Origin of the sequence: Lysinibacillus sp. FSL L8-0126 (assembly GCF_038630385.1) — a bacterium.
GTDB classification, from domain to species: Bacteria; Bacillota; Bacilli; order Bacillales_A; family Planococcaceae; genus Lysinibacillus; species Lysinibacillus fusiformis_D.
This window is the reverse complement of record NZ_CP152028.1, coordinates 3,493,129-3,518,431: the sequence shown is the minus strand read 5'-3', so window position 1 is coordinate 3,518,431 and position 25,303 is coordinate 3,493,129. Positions and strand designations below refer to the sequence as shown.

Annotated in this window: 27 protein-coding genes; 14 read left to right on the top strand and 13 right to left on the bottom strand. The window is 37.2% G+C overall.

Annotated elements, in window-relative coordinates; all coding sequences use genetic code 11:
* Positions 1-129: 129 nt before the first annotated feature.
* Together MHI34_RS17080 and MHI34_RS17075 are read left to right on the top strand one after the other, a co-directional pair.
* On the top strand, positions 130-867 hold the full coding sequence (locus MHI34_RS17080) for an SDR family NAD(P)-dependent oxidoreductase (RefSeq protein WP_089932596.1): 738 nt from the start codon (positions 130-132) through the stop codon (positions 865-867).
* Between the two features lie 126 nt (positions 868-993).
* On the top strand, positions 994-2,022 hold the full coding sequence (locus tag MHI34_RS17075) for an S-layer homology domain-containing protein (RefSeq protein WP_036126958.1): 1,029 nt from the start codon (positions 994-996) through the stop codon (positions 2,020-2,022).
* Between the two features lie 22 nt (positions 2,023-2,044).
* Here MHI34_RS17075 and MHI34_RS17070 read toward each other — a convergent pair whose 3' ends face one another.
* The 4 genes from MHI34_RS17070 to MHI34_RS17055 form a co-directional block, all read right to left on the bottom strand.
* Entirely contained in the window at positions 2,045-2,944 is a 900-nt protein-coding gene (locus MHI34_RS17070) for a LysR family transcriptional regulator (RefSeq protein WP_101966751.1), read from the bottom strand.
* Between the two features lie 486 nt (positions 2,945-3,430).
* Positions 3,431-3,970: a flavodoxin family protein gene (locus MHI34_RS17065; protein WP_089932594.1), complete on the bottom strand. Its 540-nt coding sequence runs from the start codon at positions 3,968-3,970 to the stop codon at positions 3,431-3,433.
* 269 nt (positions 3,971-4,239) lie between these two features.
* The gene (locus tag MHI34_RS17060; protein WP_340809157.1) at positions 4,240-4,866 is read right to left on the bottom strand and encodes a nitroreductase family protein; all 627 of its coding nucleotides are present in this window, start codon (positions 4,864-4,866) and stop codon (positions 4,240-4,242) included.
* Between the two features lie 26 nt (positions 4,867-4,892).
* On the bottom strand, positions 4,893-5,297 hold the full coding sequence (locus tag MHI34_RS17055; protein ID WP_036126965.1) for an Ohr family peroxiredoxin: 405 nt from the start codon (positions 5,295-5,297) through the stop codon (positions 4,893-4,895).
* Between the two features lie 144 nt (positions 5,298-5,441).
* On the opposite strand from MHI34_RS17055, the gene MHI34_RS17050 reads away from it, so the two are divergent.
* Both MHI34_RS17050 and MHI34_RS17045 read left to right on the top strand, forming a co-directional pair.
* Entirely contained in the window at positions 5,442-5,891 is a 450-nt protein-coding gene (locus MHI34_RS17050; RefSeq protein ID WP_342504480.1) for a MarR family transcriptional regulator, read from the top strand.
* Between the two features lie 557 nt (positions 5,892-6,448).
* Positions 6,449-6,892 (top strand): hypothetical protein, encoded by a 444-nt coding sequence (locus tag MHI34_RS17045; protein ID WP_340809158.1) that lies wholly within the window; start codon positions 6,449-6,451, stop codon positions 6,890-6,892.
* A gap of 164 nt (positions 6,893-7,056) precedes the next feature.
* On the opposite strand, the gene ade is transcribed toward MHI34_RS17045, so the two are convergent.
* Both ade and MHI34_RS17035 read right to left on the bottom strand, forming a co-directional pair.
* Positions 7,057-8,802 (bottom strand): adenine deaminase, encoded by a 1,746-nt coding sequence (ade, locus tag MHI34_RS17040; RefSeq protein ID WP_058844558.1) that lies wholly within the window; start codon positions 8,800-8,802, stop codon positions 7,057-7,059.
* Between the two features lie 94 nt (positions 8,803-8,896).
* Positions 8,897-9,319: a pyridoxamine 5'-phosphate oxidase family protein gene (locus tag MHI34_RS17035; protein WP_036123581.1), complete on the bottom strand. Its 423-nt coding sequence runs from the start codon at positions 9,317-9,319 to the stop codon at positions 8,897-8,899.
* A gap of 165 nt (positions 9,320-9,484) precedes the next feature.
* Here MHI34_RS17035 and MHI34_RS17030 point away from each other — a divergent pair, with 165 nt between their 5' ends.
* From MHI34_RS17030 to MHI34_RS17020, 3 genes are all read left to right on the top strand, one after another.
* Complete coding sequence (locus tag MHI34_RS17030; protein ID WP_036123571.1) at positions 9,485-10,111, top strand: membrane protein; 627 nt, start codon at positions 9,485-9,487, stop codon at positions 10,109-10,111.
* Between the two features lie 110 nt (positions 10,112-10,221).
* Positions 10,222-10,545 (top strand): PadR family transcriptional regulator, encoded by a 324-nt coding sequence (locus MHI34_RS17025; protein WP_058844556.1) that lies wholly within the window; start codon positions 10,222-10,224, stop codon positions 10,543-10,545.
* Positions 10,532-11,137 (top strand): DUF2812 domain-containing protein, encoded by a 606-nt coding sequence (locus MHI34_RS17020; RefSeq protein WP_058844555.1) that lies wholly within the window; start codon positions 10,532-10,534, stop codon positions 11,135-11,137. Before MHI34_RS17025 ends, MHI34_RS17020 begins: the two co-directional genes overlap by 14 nt.
* Before the next feature lie 48 nt (positions 11,138-11,185).
* Here the strand turns inward: MHI34_RS17020 and MHI34_RS17015 are convergent, their stop codons facing one another.
* Positions 11,186-11,821 (bottom strand): 50S ribosomal protein L25/general stress protein Ctc, encoded by a 636-nt coding sequence (locus MHI34_RS17015; protein WP_058844554.1) that lies wholly within the window; start codon positions 11,819-11,821, stop codon positions 11,186-11,188.
* Between the two features lie 147 nt (positions 11,822-11,968).
* Positions 11,969-12,673, bottom strand: coding sequence for a YjjG family noncanonical pyrimidine nucleotidase (locus MHI34_RS17010; RefSeq protein WP_058844553.1), 705 nt, complete (start codon positions 12,671-12,673; stop codon positions 11,969-11,971).
* Positions 12,674-12,949: 276 nt separating this feature from the next.
* Between MHI34_RS17010 and yfkAB the strand changes: the two genes are divergently transcribed.
* Complete coding sequence (yfkAB, locus tag MHI34_RS17005; RefSeq protein ID WP_058844552.1) at positions 12,950-14,062, top strand: radical SAM/CxCxxxxC motif protein YfkAB; 1,113 nt, start codon at positions 12,950-12,952, stop codon at positions 14,060-14,062.
* A gap of 442 nt (positions 14,063-14,504) precedes the next feature.
* Here the strand turns inward: yfkAB and MHI34_RS17000 are convergent, their stop codons facing one another.
* Positions 14,505-15,497 carry an LLM class flavin-dependent oxidoreductase gene (locus MHI34_RS17000; RefSeq protein WP_036123551.1) on the bottom strand — a complete coding sequence of 331 codons (993 nt, stop codon included), beginning with the start codon at positions 15,495-15,497 and terminating at the stop codon, positions 14,505-14,507.
* A gap of 75 nt (positions 15,498-15,572) precedes the next feature.
* On the bottom strand, positions 15,573-15,998 hold the full coding sequence (locus MHI34_RS16995; protein WP_036123548.1) for a hypothetical protein: 426 nt from the start codon (positions 15,996-15,998) through the stop codon (positions 15,573-15,575).
* Between the two features lie 215 nt (positions 15,999-16,213).
* Between MHI34_RS16995 and MHI34_RS16990 the strand changes: the two genes are divergently transcribed.
* From MHI34_RS16990 to MHI34_RS16970, 5 genes are all read left to right on the top strand, one after another.
* Positions 16,214-16,981 (top strand): TSUP family transporter, encoded by a 768-nt coding sequence (locus tag MHI34_RS16990; RefSeq protein ID WP_036123545.1) that lies wholly within the window; start codon positions 16,214-16,216, stop codon positions 16,979-16,981.
* Between the two features lie 153 nt (positions 16,982-17,134).
* Positions 17,135-17,653, top strand: coding sequence for a sigma-70 family RNA polymerase sigma factor (locus tag MHI34_RS16985; protein ID WP_036123541.1), 519 nt, complete (start codon positions 17,135-17,137; stop codon positions 17,651-17,653).
* On the top strand, positions 17,646-18,536 hold the full coding sequence (locus MHI34_RS16980) for an RsiV family protein (protein WP_036123538.1): 891 nt from the start codon (positions 17,646-17,648) through the stop codon (positions 18,534-18,536). Before MHI34_RS16985 ends, MHI34_RS16980 begins: the two co-directional genes overlap by 8 nt.
* Before the next feature lie 148 nt (positions 18,537-18,684).
* Positions 18,685-19,809, top strand: a complete 1,125-nt coding sequence (locus tag MHI34_RS16975; RefSeq protein ID WP_036123536.1) for an endospore germination permease — start codon at positions 18,685-18,687, stop codon at positions 19,807-19,809.
* Positions 19,809-21,275, top strand: coding sequence for a spore germination protein (locus MHI34_RS16970; RefSeq protein ID WP_036123533.1), 1,467 nt, complete (start codon positions 19,809-19,811; stop codon positions 21,273-21,275). Before MHI34_RS16975 ends, MHI34_RS16970 begins: the two co-directional genes overlap by 1 nt.
* 55 nt (positions 21,276-21,330) lie before the next feature.
* On the opposite strand, the gene MHI34_RS16965 is transcribed toward MHI34_RS16970, so the two are convergent.
* From MHI34_RS16965 to MHI34_RS16955, 3 genes are all read right to left on the bottom strand, one after another.
* Complete coding sequence (locus tag MHI34_RS16965; RefSeq protein WP_036123529.1) at positions 21,331-21,750, bottom strand: SRPBCC domain-containing protein; 420 nt, start codon at positions 21,748-21,750, stop codon at positions 21,331-21,333.
* 238 nt (positions 21,751-21,988) lie between these two features.
* Positions 21,989-22,213, bottom strand: coding sequence for a PepSY domain-containing protein (locus tag MHI34_RS16960; protein ID WP_036123527.1), 225 nt, complete (start codon positions 22,211-22,213; stop codon positions 21,989-21,991).
* 121 nt (positions 22,214-22,334) lie between these two features.
* Positions 22,335-24,095: an ABC transporter ATP-binding protein gene (locus MHI34_RS16955; protein WP_271910157.1), complete on the bottom strand. Its 1,761-nt coding sequence runs from the start codon at positions 24,093-24,095 to the stop codon at positions 22,335-22,337.
* 416 nt (positions 24,096-24,511) lie between these two features.
* Here MHI34_RS16955 and MHI34_RS16950 point away from each other — a divergent pair, with 416 nt between their 5' ends.
* Positions 24,512-25,273 (top strand): TerC family protein, encoded by a 762-nt coding sequence (locus MHI34_RS16950; RefSeq protein ID WP_036123522.1) that lies wholly within the window; start codon positions 24,512-24,514, stop codon positions 25,271-25,273.
* Positions 25,274-25,303: the final 30 nt, after the last annotated feature.

The window sequence follows — 25,303 nt, the reverse complement described above, 5'->3', positions numbered from 1 at the left end:
ATATGTCTACTAGTTAGACACTTGCTACGACATTAATGATTGTTTCCAATTTCAAGCGTTTTACAATAAAAGTACACCGTCATTTACGCAGTGTGCAAGAAAAAATTATAATTTAAGGGAGTGTCATATATGGGGAAATTACAAGATAAAGTCGCAATCATTACAGGTGGTGCTTCTGGTATTGGTGCCGCAACCGCTCAATTATTTGTAGCAGAAGGCGCAAAAGTAGTACTTGTGGACTTAAACGAGGAAAAAGGCCAAGCCTTTGCTGCCGAATTACAGGCAGCTGGTGCAAAGGCTATATTTATCAAAGCAAATGTAACAGATGAAAATGAAGTAGCAGCTATTTATCAAACAACAATTGAGACATTTGGCAAAATCGATGTCCTTTTTAATAATGCTGGAATTGGTCGTGTCACACCAACTGAGGAGCTTCCTTATGCGGAATGGCGTCAAACTGTCAATGTAGATTTAGATGGTGTATTTTTAATGGCGCAGGCTGCCATTAAAGAAATGCTGAAAGTGAATAGCGGTACAATCGTTAATACGGCTTCGATGTATGGTTGGGTTGGCTCACCAGGATCAGCCGCCTATAATGCAGCAAAAGGGGGCGTTATTAATTTAACGCGTTCATTAGCATTGGAGTTTGCTACTCGTGGTATTCGTGTCAATGCCCTATGCCCGGGTTTTATTGATACACCGATTATTCCAGAAGAAAGCAAGGAGCCACTACGTCAAGTAACACCTATGCAACGCTTAGGACAACCAGAAGAAATGGCAAAAGCTGTTTTATTCATGGCTTGTGATGATTCAACCTTTATGACAGGTAACACATTAACTGTAGATGGTGGCTACACAGCCCAATAATTACATCGTAAATAATCGCTTCCCCACAAGGGACAGCGATTATTTTTTGTGCTAGAAAAATTTGCAGTTTTTATCCATTTCCTGCAAACTATTACTAAAGCGAGCAAGAAAGGATGAAAACGACGAATGAAAAAATTAGTATGTACCTTATTATTTTCCATTCTGATTGTAGCCAGTGCAGGCAATGTACAAGCTTCTGGCTTTCGAGATGTATCAGAGGATCATTATGCCTATGAAGCGATTGTATGGGCAGAAGAGTATGATATTGTCAACGGCTTTACAGATGGTACATTTAAACCAAATGCCACGATTACTGAACAGCAGTTGGCCAAATTGCTAGCTAATTTTTATGAGCTTGAATCACCCATCGATGAGTTAAAGAAACAGACCCCTACGGCAAACTGGTCGGATGAATTTTATAACCAACTCGCTAGCTATGGTGTACCTTTAAATGGTTATTTTGATAACCGAATTCGAGCGGCTACTGTGAAGCGCGGTGTCGTGGCACAAGCAATTGCTCATTTAGCTAGCGGGAAGAAAGGGTTAGATCAATCTATTCAATTTTTACTTGATACCTATATTTCTTCAGGGCAAAATCCACAGTATGAAGATCGAAATTTACAGAAGTTTTATGGCGTAATGAACAATATGACACGTGCACAAGTTGTCACGATGCTCTATCGTATGGATGAACGAAATTTTTATGAAATTTCAGCGGACGCACAGTCCATTCATGATAATGCCAACAATGTATCTTTAAGTACAAGAGCGAAAAATGCTCAAAACCAGCTCGATAAATCATTACAGCAAAATACCCCTAGTAAGAGTGCCTGGGAAGGCGTTTATACGTATTATTATAAATGGGGAAAAGGAACAAATGATTTTAACCGCCGCGATGCCATCATTTCCAATGCCACAAACAACAGCTTTTCTCTTGCTTTAACAGCGAATGATGGCACTGCTTCAGGTAGTGTCAATGGTACCGCCACGATCACAAGCAGTACGAAAGCCATCATGAATAAATCCTCTAATGGCAATCGTTGTGTCGTCGAGGTAGAGCGTTTATCTAATAACGCCCTGAAAGTGTCCGAGATTGATTGCCGTGCAGAGCGTAATGAAAGCACTAATTTCTCTGGTACATTAAAGAAGCAATAGCTTGCAACAGAGTCTGATTCATTCAGGCTCTTTTTTCATTGCCAAATGCTTCATAGCAAAGCTTGGCTATAGCAATAAAATCCTGTAAATAGGCATGCATATGCTTATCTTTATGCCATGCAATATCTGTATAAATGGGCGCTAGGTCGATTGAGGACGGTAGCTCCACTAAATTTCCACTTTTCAACTCTTTTTCTACAACCATTTTAGGCAAAAACGTGATACCTAAGCCTGCCATCACACATTGCTTTATCGCCTCAATACTGGCAAACTCAATCATTTGTGAAGGCAAGACACCTTCTTGCTGTAGCTGTGCTTCTAAATGGTTCCGATAGGAGCAACCCGTTTCTGTTAACAGCATAGTTTCAATTGATAGTTGTTGAGCAGATAAAGGCTGCCTGATTTCTTTAGAGGCACTGACAAAAACAAGCTGTTCTTGAATCAATCGTTCTCGCTGTAGCATGGCGGTTTCCTGATATGTATCTGTTATAAATGCAACGTCGAGTTTGCCTTCTTGTAATAATTCCTTCGCAATGTCTGTCGTATGCACTGGCTTAAAAATGATTTTCACATGCGGGTGCGCCTGTTGAAATTGTTGTAAAATAGTTGGCAGTCGATAGACACATTGGCTCTCCTGTGCCCCCACTTTTAAGACAACTTGCGCCTGTTCGTTGGACATCGCTTTTTTCATATCATGATCTAGCTCTAGCATTTTTTTTGCATACTGTTGGAGATGTTTCCCCTCCTCTGTCAGGACAATGCGTTTTCCTAGCCGCTCAAAAAGAATAACACCCAATTCTTGTTCTAATGTTTTAATTTGGGCTGTAATACTGGACTGGGCATAGTCGAGACGCTGTGCTGTCTGGGTAAAGCTTAATGTTTCAGATGCCGTTAAAAACGTTTGGAGCTGCTTCATATCCATTCACTTAATCCCCTTCATTCGAATTTTCCGATAGATTTTACCGAAACATTCATAAAAATCGATAGTAAAATCCAGTTTACACTAGTTAGTAGTTGAAAGAAAGAAGTTGCGTCTCATGATTCATCGTAAATTCTGGACAACAAAGCAATGTCGAATAATGAACAGATATCATGTTAGCAGGTGTATACCACACGACAATTTATATAGCCAAGGATTTACACATTGAACCTATCTATGATTTACGTCACGACGTTATGACTTTCTGATGCTCGAGAGAATTTTAAAAAACATGGTAATCGATTTTGTCAAACCGAGCGACAACAAAAGAACCTTTAATCAAATAAAAAGAAACGGATTTGGAAGCTACATATCGTCCAAATCCGTTTTTAAATCGCGGGAGAAAATTTTGTTCTATTCTTTATATGTCTTTAACATAAGAGCATAAATGATCTTTTTTAGTAGCTAACATACATCAGAAACAAAATGCTATTGTAATTCTTTTCGAAGACATTCAGCTGCAGACAACGCTGTTAAATCTTGAAGGATATCTCCTGGTTTGTTTCCTTCTCCTAAAATATACCCTTCAAAGGTTGTGCCAATAAAGTCAAAGATATGTTGAAACTGCTGAATCATTGGTAAACCTTTCATATAAGGTTGATCTCCACCAACTGCAATTACATAGGCTTTTTTAGAAGACATCATTGCTTTGAAATTGGGATAATTTGGGTCTCTTAAAGTTTGTGACCACCGATCAATAAAGTTTTTCATCGCCCCTGTCATGCTATACCAATAAATAGGGGTCGAAAAAACAAGAATATCATGCGGGAGTATACGATCTATGATGGCGTTATAATCATCGTTTACTTCGGAAAATCCCCCCTCTTCATGTCGCTTATCTATTATTGGTTGAATGACATAATCCTTTAGATAAACTTCTTCAACATTTAAGCCTTGCGTGATTAATTTTGTCAGTGTCTCTACATTCCCATTCGGACGATTTCCACCGTAAATAACTGCTATTGACATATTGATTATCCCCTCTTCCTCTTCCTTAAAATTCCCTACTATTGTTTCCGAATGCTTATATCTTATTATGATTTTACAAATCGATAAAGATGATTATTTCGATAAAATAGATCGAAAAAATTGATTATAAAGAGGTTGCTAAATGGAAAAGAAACAAGTATTACTTTCAAGCACGCTAAAAGGAGAGCTTTCACCCTCCCCTTTTAAAATCAAATCATATTATGAAGCCTTTGTTTTGGCTATTTTTTAATGTGAGTCGTTCTCTAACATTATTTATTAAACCTTACAATGTGATCAATTGAAAGACGTGAAGAGCCATAAGCTGGTGCAGCTGCTTCACCAATTGCTAATAATAGTATAGGTACTTCATTCGCAGGTAATTCCATGTACTCAGCAAATTTAGCTTTATCAAACCCACCCATTGGAACTGTATCATAACCCATTTCTTTCGCCAATAGCATTATTTGCATAGAAACTAAGCCAGCATCAAAGTGTACGATATTTTCTAATGTTTTTGCCGAAGCTGAGCCATACATTGTTAATGCGTCTTGAGCAAGCTTATTGGCAATTTCTTCTGGCATATAGCCTAATTCCACATTTTTTGCATAGATTTCCTTTGCATTTAAATACATTTCAGTATCACCAATGACAGCAATAATGGCAGAGGCTGTTTCGATTTGCTCTTGATTAAACGAAAAGAAATTAATATTCTTTTGAATTTCCCTATCATCAATGACAATAAATCGCCATGGTTGCATGTTACTTGAAGAAGGCGCTGAAGTAGCATCTTGCAACAGTTGCACTATTGTTTCACGAGAAATTTTAGTATTAGCATTGTATTTACGAACTGATTTTCGCTCCTGCATAATTTGTTTTAATGGTGTAGTTGATAACATGTCATTTCCCTCTTTTTCAAAAAAATTTAAACTGCTTTAATTATTACATTGATATTTCCCATCGTTGCCTTTGAATATGGGCACACTGTATGTGTTAACTCTAATAATTCCTGTGCTTCTTCCAATGCTAATCCTTCAATATGTCCTTCGATGTCAACAGCAAGCACATAGTCAAAAGTAGCTTGTTCCATTAATTTGACTGTTACTTTAATTGTTGATGCGTTGTTTAGTTTTTTTTGGCGTTTAATTAAATCTAATGCACTATTAAAGCAGGCACTATAACCTGCCGCAAATAATTGCTCTGGGTTTGTCACATTAGCTAATTTTGAGCCTGGTGGTGCAATTTTTAAAGAGAGTGATTGATCCTCTGCATATGATGTGCCACTACGCCCACCATCATTAATCATTGTAGTTGAGTATAATTCTTTCATAACCGAAAACCCCATATCTATATTAGTATTTTAAATTGTACACAATTTAATTTTTACAAATCGAATTGTACACAATTTAATTGCGTTTGACAAGTAGGAACTTTATTTTTAATATAAATGTAATGAGAAGAACTTAAAGAGGGGATTTTTATGCCTAATCATTTAGATAATCAGCTGTGCTTTCTTTTGTATGCCACATCAAAGGAAATCATTCGACAATACACATTATTATTAAAGCCATATGATCTAACTTATACAGGTTATATCTCTTTATTAGCCTTGGAGGAAAACGAACAAATAACAGTGAAAGAATTGGGACAACGTTTATTTTTAGATTCAGGTACATTAACACCGTTGCTCAAAAAGTTAGAGGCGAAGGGCTATATTTGTCGTGAGCGTTCCAAGGATGACGAACGACAAATGCAAATTTATTTATCAAAAGAAGGCAGTAATGTCCGTTGTATGCTACCAGAAGTGTCACGACAAGTAATGCAACAATCAAATATCTCAGAGCAGCAATTTATACAACTGAAAAATGTTCTTCAAGATATTATGCACAACGACTGGACAATGAAAGATAAAAAAATAAAGTAATGAATATTGTAACCCTAAAACTTTTGATTCATGCTATAGCGGCGGTATCACGTAACAATAATTTTATATAATCAACATAAAGAACCGTATTTGGAATTTGCTTATCTTCCAAATACGGCTCTAGGCATTTTATCAGATGCCATTAACAATTTATAAAATCACTGCTTAACTACCATTTCCCGCAATTCCCCTTTTTTAAGAATTTATCTCTGTGCCAATTACACAAACAAATCCAATAAAAATCCTATTAGAATACCTTCCAGAGCTACATTACTCCCTATCACCATAAAATCAAAAACTAAGTACACCTAATCTAATTGGTGTTGAAGCAATCATATATTTCGTCATTACTTTATTCCTTCATTTAACTATTTTTAGTGTGCAAAATTCAGATCCTGCCACCTACAATCAGAAGCTTAAAATATATTCTAAGACAATTATTTTTTATCGAAAAACAATATTTTTTTATCCTTTATCAACTATTTTATTATTGACATTTTAAATTTCAAATTATAAAATGACCAAAACCTTATATATAAATATGGAAGGGTGATTTGATGAACTATGAGGATTTGATACAGCAAAAAGGTTTTGTTTTTTTAGATAATATAGTAGAGCCTGGTACGAATTCATTGAGAATTTCTATTAAAAGAGCTTCTATCAGTTCTAAAAGCGAGGATGTAAATGTTGGTGAATATACATTATATGATGTCAACCCAATTGAAATTGATAAGACATTACCAGTGATACATATAGAATTTGATTCGTATGTAGCCTATTCTGTTTTCGATGAGTCATTTCATTTTGTAAATTCAGAAGATAAATTTATTGGTCATTCAGTACGTTTATTCTCAAAGTCTACCTATTTAGATTTTGTAAGTAATGGAACAATTGCTCAGGAAATATACTCCTACAAAGACCTAATTCATTACCAAATTGTTTGTCTTGACCATATAATAGATATTGTTTCTTTCGATAAACCTAGTGTTTTAAAAGAATAATAGATCCTAAAACAGTCAATGAAATATGTTGTCTGTTTTTTATTTTTATCAAAAAGATTACTAAATATATAATTATCGGAAGTATAAAAGATGTCTCAGAGCTACTTAGATCAACACGAAATACAAAAACGACCTAAAGCTTTAAGCTATTAGGTCGTTTTCGTCTATGCTTCTACAGAGATGTGCTGGAAGGTTGTCACATCAAATAATCCTGTATCTGTTAGTTTTAGTGCAGGAATGACTGGTAATGCCACAAAAGAAAACGTCAGTAGAAAATGGAAATCTAATGTTGGGTTGAGCGTCTTTAATGCACTATGCAAGCCTGCTAGCTGTTCCTTTGCTTGCTGAGCAGGGGCATCTGTCATCAAGCCGCCAATGGTTAATGGCATCTCCGCTAGAATTTTGCCATCTGCTACAATCACAAAGCCCCCTTGGATTTCTTGAATGCGTGCAAGCGCAAGTATCATATCCTCATCGTTTGTCCCTACGACAAGGGCATTATGTGAATCATGTGCTACGGTTGTGGCTACTGCCCCTTTTTGTAAACCAAAGCCTTTGACAATGCCTAGGCCTGTCGTGTGTAAATGATGGTGTCGTTCAATTACGGCCAATTTCAGTAAATCTTGTTCTACAGATGGTTCAAAAACGCCTTCTTTCACAGGTACATCCATTACTACATGATTGGTAATGAGCTGATTTGGAACAATCTCCATAACATTAGCCTTCGTACCCTTTGTGAAAGCTAGTTGTAGCCTATCCTTTGTAATGGCTGGTAAATGCACTGATTGGTGGATATGAGCAGGAACAATTAGCTCTTGACGACTTGTCAGCATTTCTCCATTTTCAGCAACCTTTCGACCATTTTTCCATACAGCCTTTGCCTGCATCGTCGACAAATCCTCGACTAACACAAAATCTGCCTTATAGCCTGGGGCAAGTACCCCTCGATCAAATAAACGATAGCATTCTGCTGTGTTCACAGTTGCTAACTGGATTGCCTGTAATGGTGTCATCCCTTCGGCTATTGCCATAGCTATATCATAATTGATGCTACCTTCATCGATTAACTCATCCACATATTTATCGTCTGTACAAAAACCAAAGCGACGAGCATTATGTGGCTGAACAGCCGGTAATAAATCACGTAAATTTTTAGCTGCTGAGCCTTCTCGAATCAGTACATACATCCCTTGCTCTACACGATCAATGGCTTCTTCGGCTGTCACACATTCATGATCTGTCAGTATGCCTGCAGCGCGATAGCCTGTAATTTGTTCGCTCTGTAAGCCAGCACAATGCCCATCGATTACTAGGTTTGCTTGCTGTGATAATAAAATTTTCTGAAGCATGCCCTCTTCCCCATTTAATACGGCTGGAAAATCCATGACTTCTGCCAAGCCACGAACTTGTTCATGTTTTAGAAATGACGCCAAATCCTGAGCTGTTAGTGTTGCACCTGCATTTTCAAACTGTGTACCAGGTACGCTTGATGGCAGCATCACAAAAATATCCATATCCGCTTTTTGTGCATCATCGAGCATAAATTGGATGCCTTCCGCTCCTGCGACATTGGCGATTTCATGTGGATCTGTGATGACTGTGGTAATACCATGAGGTAGTAAAACTCGACTAAATTCCCCCGGCGTTAGCATGGAAGATTCTATATGTATATGACCATCAATTAATCCAGGAATGACGTAGCTTCCTGCTGCATCCTGTTCCTCTTTTGCCTGAAATTTGTGGTTGTGATCCAGTGCCACAATCGTACCATTGTTCACAACAATGTCTGCCTTTTTCCACGTTAACGTATAAACATCGGCCACTTGAGCATTTCTCAGTATGAAATCTGCCTCTAATTTCCCTTGAGATGATAAGATATTTTGCGTTAACTTCTGTAATTTTGTTGTCATAGCCTATACTCCTTTTTCTTTTAAGAACTATCATGCCTGAAAAATACCGATCATTGCAAGTATTTATAGTAGTACAGTAAAAAACGACCATCCATCAATGGTCGTTCGAAAATTCTAGCTCTTTTGGTGGTTGCCCCTTTTTATTCATCAAGCGCATGCGAATAGGTTCAATTTTCAAGGTCACCATTTCGTCTTGATTACCAACGAAGATACTCGTAAAAAATTCAGCTAGTTTATTTTTTAACCCCTCTTCATGGACTTCCGTAAGCCGGCCCTCTATTTCAACATACGTATCCCCAAAGCCTTCATTTTCATAGCCATATAAAATATGGGTATAGGGATTTTTACGAAGTTCTTCCATTTTCTCTGAATGTTTATTCGTTACCGTATATAATACAAAGTCCTCATGTTGAAACGTCATGTAACGAGAGTACGGTTTTCCATTTTCTACAGTCGCCATCGTTCCAATCTTTTCTCGATTTAAAACTTCTAAAATTTCATCACGTACAGAAGTCATTTCATCCCATCCTTTCATCTACATATTTATTTTGCCCTCTCCTCAAAAAGCTAAACCGCCTTTTTTTGAAAAATGTGAAATGACAATTTTCGGCCATATTGAAAATTTATTTGTTATACTAATTGGATGGATAATAGGAATTTTCGGATAAATGAGGGTTAAAAAATGAAACAAGCTTTCTTTACGCGCTGTTTGTTTTTCATAACAGGCATTATCGTGCTATCTTTTGGCATCACATTAACAATTAAAGGGCAGCTTTTTGGCGTTGGCTCTTGGGATGTACTACATATTGGCTTAACAAAAACAGTGGGTTTAACAATCGGCACTTGGTCCATTATATTGGGACTTGCCATTTTAGCATTTGATATGCTGATCACAAAAAAATTTCCATTACCAGGGACCTTTATTGATATGTTTTTAGCAGGCATTTTTATTGATATATTTAATTATTGGTTGCCAGATATCGATGGATTTTGGATGCAACTTGTCTCCTATCTTACAGGGTTAGTTTTATTAGGCTGGGGTTGCGGTATGTATATGGTAGCCAATTTGGGAATCGGTCCACGTGATACGTTAATGTTAATGATGGTCCATAAGCTTGGCTGGAGTGTTACACGTTCTCGTACAACAATGGAAGTGACTGTCGCTGTTATTGGCTTTTTACTAGGCGGTCCTATTGGAATTGGTACAGTCATTATGGCATTTGGGCTTGGACCCATTGTACAATTTGCCTTAACCTATAATGAAAAATTATTTATGAGATGGACTGGCGTGAAAAGCGCTGTCGTATAAGCTTACAAGACAATGCAAAAATGCATTGTCTTTTTTTATACAGTTGCAATATACAGTCCAACTATATATAATCAAACTATATAGTTAAACTGTATAGTTGAGGTGACCTAATGAAAAAACATAAATTACTGCCTTTATCAGAAACCATGCATTATATTTTACTTGCTCTACGTGAACCGTTACATGGCTATGCCATGATGCAAAAAATCGAGGAAATGAGTGCTGGCAGTGTGAGAATTGCTGCTGGCACCATGTATGGGGCAATAGAAAATTTGTTGAAATATCATTGGATTACTCCTGTTGCAACCGAGGATTCTAGACGCAAGGTGTATCAAACAACCGCTGAAGGGCTAAATATATTAGCTGCCGAGCAACAGCGATTGCAACGAATTTTATCTTTATATGAGGGAGCTGATGAACATGATAAAGTTTAAAATCTTTTTTGATATTGAAAAGGAAGAACAATGGTTAAATCAAATGTTATCCCAAGGCTTAGTTTGCACAAACATAAACTCAGCAGGCTTTTATACATTTAAACATACTACAGATCTTGAACAAGTTATCCGAATTGATTATCAGCAAGATCTTCGAAAAAAAGAGCAACCCAACTATAAGCAATTACATGAGGATTTTGGGTGGCGCCCTTTAAAAGAAAAGTCGTATGATGGAACCTACTATTGGTTAAAAAGAAAAGATGGCAACGATGAATTATTTTCGGATAATGATTCGTATATTGCTAAATATAAACGTTTAATGCAGCATGCAAGCCATTGGGCGTTACTCTCTTTTCTTTTGTTAATGATTTTGTATGCCAATGATGACTTCGATTCCTTTTTCAGTATAAAAGCTGCCTATTATACACCTGGCTTATGGGAGAAAGAAGGTTTAGCATTCCTTTTGGCTTTTTTATTTGAAACACCCTTTGCCCTTATGCGCTTTATTCCACCTTGGCTATTTTTAGCAATATGTGGGATGTATGTAGTCGTTTATTATCGTTATCGGAAATCTATACAGCAGCTGTTATAGAAAATACCAAGGAGCCACTTACGTAGCGTAAAATGGCTCCTCTTTCCTCTATGCTTCTGGTTCAGCACCGTTTTGTCCTGTTGCTTCTATCACTTCTGGTGTACCATCCACAGTATCTTCTTCTTGTACATTTTCAGCAGGTGGTGGTGTAATTGTTGCTAATGTGAAGTCATCCTCTTGTAAAATTTCAAACGAAAACTGCTGACGAATATCTCCTACATAAAGAGACGTGCCGATCGCTACATTCGTAACATCAATTTCTATAGTTTCTGGAATTTCAGTTGGCTTCACTTTGATGCGTACCTCACGATTTGGCTGTAGCAGGAAACCGCCATCCGCAACACCGACAGCATGACCAGTCACTGTTACTGGAATGTCCACTTCTAGCTCCTCTGACATATTGATGGACTTAAAATCAACGTGTTTAACATTGCCCTTTAATGCACAACGTTGTACTTCTGTTAATACGGCATTAATTCGTTTTCCTTCTACATCTAGTTGAAAAACACTTTTCGTACCATGTGCTGCTAACAGTTTTGCAAAGGTTCTAGCATCTAACGTAATCGCTGTTGATTCCATTTGAAAGCCGTAGACAACACCAGGAATGTCCCCATTTTGTCGAAGCTGTGTTAATGAAGATTGTCGTCCTTTTTGACGTTTACTGGCAGTTAAAACCATATTCATCGAATATTTCCCCTTTCATGGAAACTAGTCTCATAAAAGGTTTTGCCTTTTCTGTTGTATTTTATACCTACATTGTTTGATGAAAAAACGGATGATAAACTAAAAAACACTTCCTTTGTCTAGATAGCAAAGGAAGTGCCGTATTTCTTAATACAGAGCTATTTTTTTATTTAATAACCCATGTAATTCATGCAATTTTTTAATTTCATAATGTGGTTCAATGTCGCTCGTGTTTTCAACATTACGGATGTTAAACCAGCATGTATCGATCCCTGATAGTAAACCACCTTTTATGTCTGACGTCAAAGAATCACCGATAATAAGCGTTTTAGCTTTATCAAAATGATCAATCCGTTCAAAAACATAATCAAAAAAGGCTGGCATCGGCTTTTGATAGCCCGTTTGCTCCGAAATAAAGATACCCTTAAAATATTGTGCTAAATTGGCATCCACTAATCGTTTATTTTGTGTCATCGTGATGCCATTTGACACAACATATAAATGATGACTTTCGGCTAATTGAGCAATGACTTCATAAGCCCCATCCACATAATGATGTGCCTCCTGTAAATATTTTTGGAACAGCGATTCAAAGTAGACGCCATCAACCTCTATCCCAAATTCTTTTAAAGCAATTGCAAATCGTGTATTATGTAGTGTATTTTTTGTTACTTCCCCACGCTCAAAAGCTCGCCACATCGTCTCATTTATCTCCTTGTAACGGGCAATCATCTCTGGCGTAGTAGCTATGTTTTCCTCTTTAAACATGCGGTCCAGCGCCGCATTTTCAGCTAAATCAAAATCTAGTAACGTATCATCCACGTCAAACAATAGTGTCTCATATTTCGTCATATCTGTTCCCACTTTCTTCGATGCATTGTGACTATTTACTCTCTACCATGATAACGTTTTTTATAAGAAATAACAGTAAAATGTCCTATAACAGAATATTAGGACATCAATGCGCTTTAACTCTTCAATTGCTAGCCATATGGAACGGTGAACATTTTCCTATATTGGGTAAAAAAATGTTCGTCTAGTCCTAAAATAGTCCGTTCGGTAATTTCATATTTGAAATTTTCGATGAATATGAGACAATAGAATGCTAGAAAGGAAGATGTACGAAAGATGACGACCTTACAAAAAATAACACCTGTCTTTGATCCATGGGAAGCGTATTTAGATGTGGAACAGCATGGACAAATGACACTATCAAATATTGAATTTACAACTACTAATCTTTGCAACATGCGCTGCGCTCACTGTGCAGTAGGCTATACATTACAAAATAAAGACCCTGAGGCATTACCTATAAACTTAATTTTACAGCGCTTAGACGAGATACCTCATTTAAAAACACTCAGCATTACAGGTGGAGAACCGATGATGAGTAAAAAGTCTGTTCAAAACTATGTATTGCCGCTTTTAAAATACGCACACGAACGAGGCGTACGGACACAAATTAACTCCAACTTAACATTAGAGCCAGCTCGTTATGTATTGATTGCCCCTTATCTAGATGTCCTTCATATTTCTCATAACTGGGGAACGATTGATGAATTTGTAGAAACCGGCTTTGCCATGATGGAGCGCAAACCAACTTATGACCAACGTGCAGCTTTATTCCAACGCATGATTGATAATGCTAAAATGCTAGCTGAGCATGGTGTTATGGTATCTGCTGAAACGATGTTAAATAAAAAAACATTGCCTTATTTAGAGCATATCCATCATCAAATCATTGAGGAAATGAAGTGTGCGAGACATGAGGTACACCCAATGTACCCATCAGACTTCGCAAGTGCACTTAGTTCTTTATCATTAGAAGAAACGCGTGAAGCCATTCACCATCTACTTGATATTCGTGATGAAAATACATGGATGCTATTTGGCACACTCCCATTCTACCCTTGCAGTAGGAATGAAGAGGATCAAAAGTTGCTGCACCGTCTGCGCACAGCGAAGAATGTCACAATGCGAAATGACCCAGACGGTCGTTCTCGATTAAACATCAATATTTTCACAGGCGATGTGATCGTTACAGATTTTGGTGATACACCAGCACTTGGCAATATTGTGCATGACGAGCTACCAGCTATTTTTGACAAATGGATGGCAACAGACTTAGCAAAATCACTCAACTGCCACTGTCCAGCAGTCAAATGCTTAGGGCCAAATGTTCTTGTGAAAAATATGTATTATCAAGATGCCGCATTTGTGAGTGGCTCTGCTCGCGTATAAATGTTTTCCAGTAAGTACAAATAACTTTAAATAGATAACCTCCATATTGACCAAAGTTTGATCCAAGAAGAGTTTCACTAAATTGCTTATTTACTTAATTTATATTTTTTATAATTTGTTCAACAAGGTATAAAAAATAATGAATGGTCTATACTATTAAAGATTTCACTTCAAATCCAATGACTGGGAGGGTTAACCCGATGAGTGCGATTGATCGATAACTCAGAAGGACCATCAAAGCTGAGTAAAGTACAGTTTTCTTAGGAATATCTTAAGATCCTATACGGAAGCGAGGCAGTGTGTCATGGAGAAAAAAATGTAGTGGTAATCAGACCCGGAAATTTATTTCCGGGTTTTTCTATGTTGTGTGCAAGCCCATGGCCAATAAAAAATCACCTCGACGACTACATACACGAGGTGATTTTATCAAGCTTTATTTGTTCTATATTAATTCCTTTGCCAGGAATTTGTAGGTATTCAAACGACTTTCTAGTTCATATTGATTACAATTCAGCATGACTTCATCGAAACCATACTTCTCTTGCTCAGCAATTAAAAATGCAGCAATGTCTTTTGGTGTCCCAACAAGATTCGCCTTACGGTTATTATCAATTGTCATTTTATCCATTTCCGACAACGGATAATCCTTTGCTTCTTCTGGTGACATCGTTTGAATGATTTGCCCCTTCATCAGTTGAAGACGAGAGATATCAATTGGTTTTGCCAAATATTCCGCTTCTTCTAAAGTTGGTGCAACCGTTGCTGCATATGTCACAATAATTTGTGGCTTTTCCATATAATAAGAAGGCGTAAAATAGGATTTATAGGCATCAAAAATATCCTTCGACATATTGCCAGTGAAGAATTGTGCATATGAATAGCCTACTCCAAGCTGTCCAGCCTGCATAGCACTTTGTCCACTCGATCCTAGTAACCAAGCCTCTGGTAATGAAATATGAGCAGGGGCTGCGATGACTTGATCATAGACATGCTCACCTGTTTTTTGATTATTCATCAGCTTTAAAACAATTTCGAGCTTATCATACTGTTCCGTGAAGCGTTGACGTCTTCCCTCTGCTAATGCATAAATAGCGGCATGGTCGCCACCTGGCGCTCTACCCACACCAAAATCAATCCGATTCGGTGCTAAACCAGATAATGTCTTAAATACCTCTGCTAGCTTATAAGGCGAATAATGCATCATCATAACGCCACCTGTGCCAATGCGAAGACGTTTTGTTTTCGCAGCTAAAAAAGCGGCGGTCACTTCAGGAGCTGAACTTGCTAGTGACTGACTATTGTGATGTTCAGCTAGCCACATACGATGATAGCCAAGTTCTTCACCTAGTAGTGCCAGTTGTTCTGTACGTTGGAAGGCTTCCTCTGCAGAATGACCTTTTGGAATGGGCATTTGATCTAACATACTTAATCTCATTTAAAACATCCTCTCTGTCTCTAAGCTCCCCCTTTTACTGTAATACAGTTTGGATGATTTACAAAATAAAAAACCTTACTCATAAGCTAGTTGTTTCTTTTCCCATGTTTGATAGACCATGCCGACTAGCTTTTGTTGTTGCTGCTGGTTCAATACTACATCTTTAAATTTCATCGCCTGAAGTGAGAATTGCTGCGTTTGTTCGTTGACAACAAATTGTAAGATAGCATGTCCTTTTTCACCTTGAAACGTAATATCACCCGATAATTCAACAACCTGCTCCCCTGTTTTTGCTTGATAATAACGCCAGTACGGTTCAAAAAAAGCATAATTAAACGCATTTCGAACTGTGACATCTGAAAAATTCTCCAAATAGCCTTCTTTTACGGTATCAATATAATCATGGTCTGTTATATCTTTTTTTGCATTAAAGACATATCCTACAAGCATTCCCATAAAAACCACACAGAGAAATACGCGTAGATGATTTCCTAAACTCATGTCATCACGTCCCCTTTACGTAAAAACACCATCATTTACATAATACATCAAAATAATGACTTCAAGTAGAAATTATTTGAATAATGTAGCAATTACATTCATTTTCTATAAAACCTCTCCATGTACTTAAGCCCAAAAATAATCGATAGTATATTTACAGCTTATCTTCAGTTCGCTACTATCAGATTATTATGATAGAAAAGAGATGACCTGTTGTGCCTTTTGAATTAGATGTAAATATTTTAATGATCTTACTTCTTTTTGGTTTTTTAGCAGCATTTATTGATTCAGTGGTGGGAGGCGGTGGCCTTATTTCTTTACCCGCCCTTATGTTTGTTGGTCTTCCACCCTCTGCTGCAGTAGCAACAAATAAATTAGCAGGTACGATGGGATCACTGACTAGCACAGTGACATTTTATCGCTCTGGCAAGCTAGATATTAAAGCCGTCTATAAGTTATTCCCCTTTGTCTTTTTCGGCTCTATGTTAGGTGCTTGGATTGTCCACTTAATGGACCCCAGTGTTCTCAAGCCACTAATGCTGATAATGCTTGCAGCAGTGGCTATCTACACCATTTTCAAAAAAGACTGGGGAAGTATATCGAGCTATAAAACATTAACACCAAAACGTTATTTCATTTTTGTTATGGTGATCACACTAGTTGGATTTTATGATGGCTTTTTAGGTCCTGGAACAGGCTCATTTTTACTTTTTGCTTTTCTTATGGTTGGTTTTGACTTTTTACAATCAGCAGGAAATGCAAAATTTTTAAATTTTGGCAGTAATATAGCTGCCCTTCTTATGTTTATATACTTAGGACAAATAAATTATGCTTATGGTCTACCGATGGGACTTGCACAAATTGCAGGTGCTATTGTTGGCTCTAAATTTGCGATTAAACGCGGCAGTGGCTATGTACGTAAATTATTTATCGTTGTGACCATTCTATTACTCTTGAAAAATACATATGACTATTTTTCATAATCAGCATTATGCTTATGTATGCCGATACTATTGAAGGATAAAACTTATCTCAATCGAGGTAAGTTTTTTTCTTGGATTAAACTTTTTCCCTCTACTCGCACGTCTAGATAGTGTATACAATTTGACAATGTTAAAAAAGGAGCTTCTTTGGACATGAAAACAAGAAATGCATTTCAACATGAAGAGGTGTTTGTCCAATTCATTCGTGAACAAAAAGAGCGTTTTTATATGCTCGCGTATAGCTATACAAAAAATGAACAGGACGCACTAGATGTTGTACAGGACAGTATCCAAAAAGCCATGCTCTCATTAGATCGACTTGAAAATGTGACCTATATGAAAAGCTGGTTTTACAAAATAGTTGTCCGTACAGCCATTGATTTTTTGCGTAAGCATAAACGCTTACAAGTAACAGATGATGATACATTACAATATTTAACGCCAGCTCAAGAGGATGTTTATGAGAACGTAGACTTGGAGCATGCGTTGGATGAGCTCCCACAAATGTATCGTGAGGTTGTCATTCTCCATTATTTTGAGGATTTAAAGCTCGCTGACGTAGCGAACATCCTTGATATTAAGTTGAGTACAGCCAAATCGCGTCTTTATAAAGCGTTAAAACTATTGAAAATACAATTGGAAGATGTGAAGGGAGAAACTGCACATGGATAAAAAATTACAAAAATTAGAAAAACAATATATGGAGGTTCCTATTCCAAAGGAGCTAGACTTTGTGGTTGAAAGCGCACTAAAACAAGGTCGAAAAAAGAAAAAAAATCGCACACCACAATGGTTACTTGGATCAGCGGCTGCGGCTATGCTGTTTACAGCTAGTTTAAATGTTAGCCCTGCAATGGCACGAACACTTTCTGAAATCCCTGTTGTTGGTAGTGTGGTGAAAGTATTAACTTGGACTGAATATGAGGTGGCAGAAGATAATTATGATGCCAACATTCAAGTTCCTTCCATTGAAAATTTAGAGAATCAAGAGCTTGCCAATGCTTTAAATGAAAAATATCGTGCAGAGGGGAAAGCCCTTTATGATAATTTTATTGCTGAGGTTGGAGATTTAAAAGCTAGTGGTGGTGGACATTTAGGTGTTGATAGCGGCTTTGAAATCAAAACAGATAATGACCAAATTTTATCGATTGGCCGTTATGTGGTGAATACGGTTGCTTCCTCTTCAACGGTCATGCAATACGATACAATCGACAAGCAAAATGAAATTTTAATTACACTACCAATGCTCTTTAAAGATCAACAATATGTTGAGACAATTAGTGAAAATATTAAGGAACAAATGCGTACACAAATTGCAGAATCTAATCAAGAAAAAATTTACTGGGTGAAAGGCGCAGGCCTTCCCGATGAAGAATTAATGGAAGCATTTACAACCATTAAACCAGATCAACCATTCTATATTTCAGATCAAGGGAAACTAGTGATTTCCTTCGATAAATACGAAGTAGCACCAGGCTATATGGGAGTTGTAGAATTTGAAATCCCAACAGATGTGCTAAAAGGAGATCTAGTTAGTACGAAATATATTCACTAATTGAGCTTACTATTCATAGGACGAGGTATTTGACGATTGAATCATCAAATACCTCGTTTTTTCATGAGGTCATGCCATTTTTTGCTTATAAAAATGACTTTTTTTGTCTAAGCTAGTATGTATCAATCAATGTTAGAGGGTTTTCATCATGAAAGGTGTAGGATCAATCAGTATTTTACATGTCATCTTCCTATCTATGACTGTTATTGGCTTAAAAAATCATGTAACGATTATTCCCCCGCTGTTAGATGTAGCCAAAAGAGATGGTTGGCTATCGGTTTTACTTGCTGGAGGAGTCATTTTCTTTTGGCTATTTCTATTAGTATATATTCAATCGAAGTCTAAACAGGAACCCATTCGAGACTGGTTAAACGAAAAAATCGGAAACATTGGCTCTTCTATTGTCATTTATACAATTGTCATTTTTATAATGATTATTACAGCTTTTACGATGGTTGAAACCTTGCAATGGGTTAACACAACATTTTTACCGCAAACGCCCGTTATCATCCTATTATTTATCTATACCATTTTGTGTATTCTTCTGGTGACGACGAGCTTGCAGACAATTGTGATTTTAAATGTCTTTGTGTTATTCGGAGTTGTGGTGTTTGGCTTTTTTGTTGCCTTTACCAACCTACAAGTAAAAGACTATGATTTATTACGACCGTTTTTTGAACATGGTTTCCAGCCCGTTTTTCGAGGCATGATTTTCCCAGCATCAGGGTTCATAGAGCTTTTAATGCTACTATTTTTACAACATCAATTTAAAGAACGAATTCGGTGGTATCACTTTGTCATTATGCTATCGATCTTAGTGGGACTCACATTAGGGCCATTAATTGGAGCCATTACCGAATTTGGACCAAGTGAAGCGGCTAAACAACGCTATCCTGCCTATGAAGAATGGGGTTTAGTGACAATCGGGCGCTATATTGAACATCTAGACTTTTTCTCTATTTACCAATGGCTAACAGGGACCTTTATTCGCGTTAGCTTCCTTTTGTATATCGTGGCAGATTTATTAAAAATGACCGGCAATCCGAAGCGAATATGGCAAATGCTTGCTCCTCCCTTCTTTATACTTTGCTTGCCACTCATTATGTTAAATGAAAATTTATTTTTAAAGGTAAAAGGAAATTATATCCTAACTTCTACGTTTATCTTTTTCTTTGCCCTGTCAATTTTTTTCGTAATCGTAGCTTTCTTGTCGGATAAATCTTCTAAAAAGGGGAAAACTGAAAAACAAGACATGAAAAGTGGTGAATCGTAATGCCTCAGCACGAGCAGGCGCTAGATCTTAGTACGCTCAGAAAATTATTTCAAAAATCGGCAGATATTCAATTTCAAGAATACACCTTTAATCAGCAAAAAGTACACTTCATTACATGTGATGCGATGATTGATCAACAAATGCTCAATGAAGTGATTATTGAACGTATTCAATATTTATTTGACCATTTGGATGAGGTCCCCCTTGAAGAGAATATTGCTAGGCATCTTCATATTCCGAGTATTCAAAAAATAGAAGACAAGGAACAGCTAATTACATTTGTTTATAGTGGTTTCCTGTTGCTGTATTTTGATGAAGATAATCTTTTATATGCTAGTAATATTGCGCATAAACCTAATCGTCAACCTGAAGAAACGCGCATGGAGGTTCTTGTTAAAGGACCGAGGGATAATTTCATTGAAGATATTCGCGTCAATATCGCACTGTTACGAAAACGATTGCCAACCAATTCCTTTTGTGTAGAAAAAATGGAGCTTGGGAAACGTTCAAAAACAACGGTTGCTATACTTTATTTTGATGATATTGTGGATATGGATATTTTACATGGGATTAAAAAGCAGCTAGCAGCCGTAGATACAGATATTGTATTTAGTGGTGATTTATTGATGGAACGGGTCAATAAAAATTCTAAGCTTTTTCCAAAGTTTGATTACACAGGGCGACCTGATTATGCCGTTCAAGCCTTAGCAAGAGGTCGATTTATAATTTTTGTTGATGGTGTTGCCTATGCTGTCGTTACACCAGTCAATCTGTTTTTATTACTTAAATCGGCTGAGGATAATGAATATCCTATTATCTTCAGTTCCCTCGAACGATTATTAAGGATATCAGGTATTTTAATCGGCTTACTACTGCCTGCATTTTGGCTAGCTTTAACGACCTATCATCAAAATCAATTACCGTTACAGCTACTCGCAACCGTTGTGCAGGCTAAATCGGGCTTACCGCTCCCCTCTTCGCTTGAAATGCTCTTGATGTTGCTAATGTTTGAATTGTTTCGTGAGGCAGGCTTACGTCTACCCTCTGTTATTGGTGGGACCATCAGTGTGGTAGGCGGATTAATTATCGGAGATGCTGCCATTCGAGCAGGGGTAACAAGTCCTGAAATGATTGTTGTGATTGCTATTTCTACTATTGCCTCTTTTACATTGGTCAATCAATCGCTTGTTACATCCGTTAGTATTTTAAGGATTGCCTTTATTTTTGCCAGTGCCTTTTTTGGACTGTTTGGCTTCTTTGTTTCATTATATTTAACACTCCTTTACCTATGTAATATTCGCATTTATGGCTACTCCTACATGAATCTGGCAACAGATTTAAATTGGGCTACCATTAAAAAATCCATCTTTCGTTTATCACCTAAGGGTTATACAGAGCGTAACAAAGCACTTGCTCCTCAGGATTATACACGAACATCAAAAGGTCACGAAAACAAAGAGTCCTAAAAACAAAGCAAATAGCATCCCTTCAAAAATGGTAGGGATGCTATTCTTTGTACACTCAAATAGTTTGTGCCCTTTCTTTGATACTGTCTAGCACGCTTTCCCAATGACGTTTCATTTCTTCTCGTACAGTCTGATCAGAAAGATGCTCTTGATGAAAGCTAATCGTCGTTTTATGTCGTTCTTTAGGTAGAATACGGATTTGTACAGTGGATGGTCTTGACCACGCTTCTTTTTGCCACGTAAGTCGAAGCTGCTCTAATGGTTTAACAATCCTGATTTCCCCTGTCCCTGTCCTTGAATGGTATTTATGCCCAGCTTCAAAAATAATCGTAGTACCTTCTCCTAACCAGGAATGTACTCCTTCTGCCGTCGTAATAAGCGCCCATGCTTGCTCCTGTGAAATTGGAAATGTCCTTCTAACCCCTACTTGAAAGCCTACACTTTTTGTTTGACCAATGATTTGTTGGTTATCCATTACTTCACCTCATCTATTTCATCATTTTTACTAGTGATTGTTCTATTCGATTTTTTTGCGTATTATTCCTTTCACCATTCAAAAATTTTGCTAACCTATCTAATCCCGCTTCAACATTACTAATTATTTCTATACTAAGTGTGCTTTTAATCAACGAGCTGAGGCCTTTTCATGATCAATAAAAAAACCCAAGCTCAAAATCATTTGAGTACTTGAGCTATGCTTATTAAAACAAGAATTAGTCGTAATCATTCTCTTCTTCTATTTTTCGAATGACACCTGTCTTTGCATTTACTTCAACTTCATAAATCTTATTTTGAGCAGTCAAAATAAATATTTCATAGACCAAAGTCCCGTTTTCCATATCCATGCCATAATGTATGATTTGACCTGGTACTCTTTGTACAGCAATTTGCATGGCTTGTTGAAGAGATATCCTTTGATTATTTGATGGCATAACCATTCAATCATCCTCCCCTTGTTACATAAACCTATACTATGCATGTATGTGTTTTTATGACAATGCTTGAGAATATGTGTCAAATAGAAAAGGGAGATTGTTTTAAAACAATCTCCCCATTTCTCTACGTTAGTTCAACAAAATCTTGTTGTTTGTTTTGTTCCGATTGTCCCTTACGAAATTGAATATGATGAAGCTTCGCAAAAAGTCCATTTTGAGCCACTAGCTCATCATATGTACCATCTTCTTCAATACCGTTCGATGTCACAACTAGCACGCGGTCTGCATTCCGAATAGTTGCCAATCGGTGAGCAATAACTAATGTTGTGCGATTTTCAGCTAGCTCTGTTAACGATTGCTGGATAATCATTTCTGTTTCTGTATCTAATGCAGAAGTTGCCTCGTCTAAAATTAAGATCGGTGGGTTTTTCAGGAACATACGAGCAATTGCTAATCGTTGCTTTTGACCCCCTGATAATTTCAAGCCACGTTCACCAATTTGCGTGTCGTAGCCATCTGGCAGCTCTGCGATAAATGATTGTAAATGGGCCTTTTTCGCTGCCTCTCGAATTTCTGCTTCACTTGCGTCTAATTTTCCGTAGGCAATGTTTTCACGAATCGTCCCTGTAAATAAAAAGACATCCTGCTGTACGATACCAATTTGAGCACGTAATGAAGCCTGCGTCATATTGCGAATATCAATACCATCTATCGTAATAGCACCTTCTGTCACCTCGTAAAATCGAGGAATTAACGAACAAATCGTTGTTTTACCCGCACCTGATTGTCCAACAAAGGCAATGGTTTGTCCAGCTTTTACATCAAATGATAGATCACGTAAAACCTGTTTCGATGCATCATAATTAAAATGAACATTGTTGAATGCGATATCACCTGCTAAGTGCTTGATAACCTTGGCATCCTCACGATCTTGAATTTCTGGCTCCTGCTCAATTAATTCACGGAAGCGCTTAAAGCCAGCCATCCCTTTAGGATAAAGCTCTAATAATGCACTAATTTTATCAATTGGTTTAATCAAAACATTCGTATATAAGACAAAGCTTACTAGTTCACCGTAAGAAAGCTTTCCATTAAAGCTTAACCAAGCACCGACAACAAGTACCACTAATGTTAAAAGGCGTGTCATCATGTAGATACTGGAGTGTGTTCCTGCCATTATTTTATAGGCATATAATTTTGCCGCACGGAAAAATCCATTCTGTTCTTTAAATCGGCTAATTTCAAAAGCTTCATTAGTAAAGGATTTTACGACGCGCACACCAGATACACTGTCCTCCACACGTCCATTGACATCAGCAATTTTTCCGTACATCGTTTTCCATGCATTATTCATTTTGACATTACTAAAGGTCACTAGCCATGTTAAAAACGGCACCATAATCACTGCAATCAAAGCGAGCGTTGGGTTCACATTAAACATAATAGCAAAGGCCCCAATAAAGGTCATAATCGCTATAAATAAATCCTCTGGCCCGTGATGAGCAAACTCCCCTATATCAAATAAATCGTTAGTAATACGACTCATAATATGACCTGTTTTTGTATTATCAAAGAAACGGAATGATTGTCTTTGTACATGTGTAAATAATTCCTGTCGCATATCTGTTTCAATATTAATGCCAAGTTTATGGCCTAAATAGTTGACGATAAAGTTCAAAAAAGTACTAATGGCATATACAAGCAGCAATAACACACTCACTTTTACAATCATGCCCCAATCGCCTGATGGCAACAGTTCATCGATAAACCACTGTACAGCTAACGGAAAGGCAAGCTCTAAAATGGCTACAATAATAGCACTCGAAAAATCGATGACAAACAATCGTTTATGTGGCTTGTAATAGGAAAAAAATTTTCTATACATGTTTGTCTCCTTTCTAAGTTGTAAAAATTTCGCCTATCTTTTAATAGTACCATTTGTGCAATGGTAACGGAAAAGTATTTTTTCCCCATAGCAGTATATTTTTATTTACTTTCATTTTGTCACATGCTATTATAAAAGTAAGAATTGAATAGCTTTTGACTTTATTGTCAAAGGGGAGTAGCTAGCAGATGCGATCGATGCATCTGATTTCACATTCGTCATTACATGGTATCTTACCATCGGGTGTGTTGGCATTTTTTGTCACACAGAATTTATTCTGTGGAATGAACAGTTAATTGCTTAGCAAGACCTTTGCCTGTTTTTTAGGCAGAGGTCTTTTTCTTTTGCTTAAAATAGGGAAAGAATAAGTTAGCAAGCCATTCATTTCTGTTCAACAATTAAAGGAGGAAATACATTTGGAGGCAATTATTTTAGAATACGCATGGGTACTTGTCGTATTAATCGTACTAGAAGGTTTGTTAGCTGCTGACAATGCTGTCGTAATGGCTGTTATGGTTAAGCATTTACCAAAAGCTCAACAACAAAAAGCTTTATTATATGGATTAGTTGGGGCATTTATTTTCCGCTTTGCCGCACTATTCCTTATTACAACACTCGTTAATTTCTGGCAAATTCAGGCAATTGGTGCTGCTTATTTATTGTTTATGTCAATAAAGCATATTTATGATTCCCGGAAAGCCTCGCAAAACTCCGAGGAAGTACAAGAGCCTAAAAAGAAATCTGGCTTCTGGATGACAGTTGTGAAAGTAGAGCTTGCTGATATTGCATTCGCAGTAGACTCTATTTTAGCAGCGGTAGCGATTGCTGTCACACTACCACATATCGGTGATTTTGATATCGGTGGCATTAATGCAGGTCAGTTTGCTGTTATGTTCTTAGGTGGTATTATTGGTGTGATCATGATGCGTTTCGCAGCTCGTTGGTTTGTGAAAGTTCTTGATAAATTCCCATCACTTGAAACAGCTGCCTTTCTAATTGTTGGTTGGGTTGGTGTGAAACTAGCTGTGTTAACACTGGCACATGAGAAATTAGGCGTGATTCCACATGAATTCCCGCACTCGACTATTTGGAAAGCAATTTTCTGGATTGTTTTAGTTGCTATCGCACTTGGTGGCTACTTAATCGGTGTCAAAAACCAAAAGAAACAAGAACAATAAGACAAAAAACATCGCTTCGATTCATGTCGA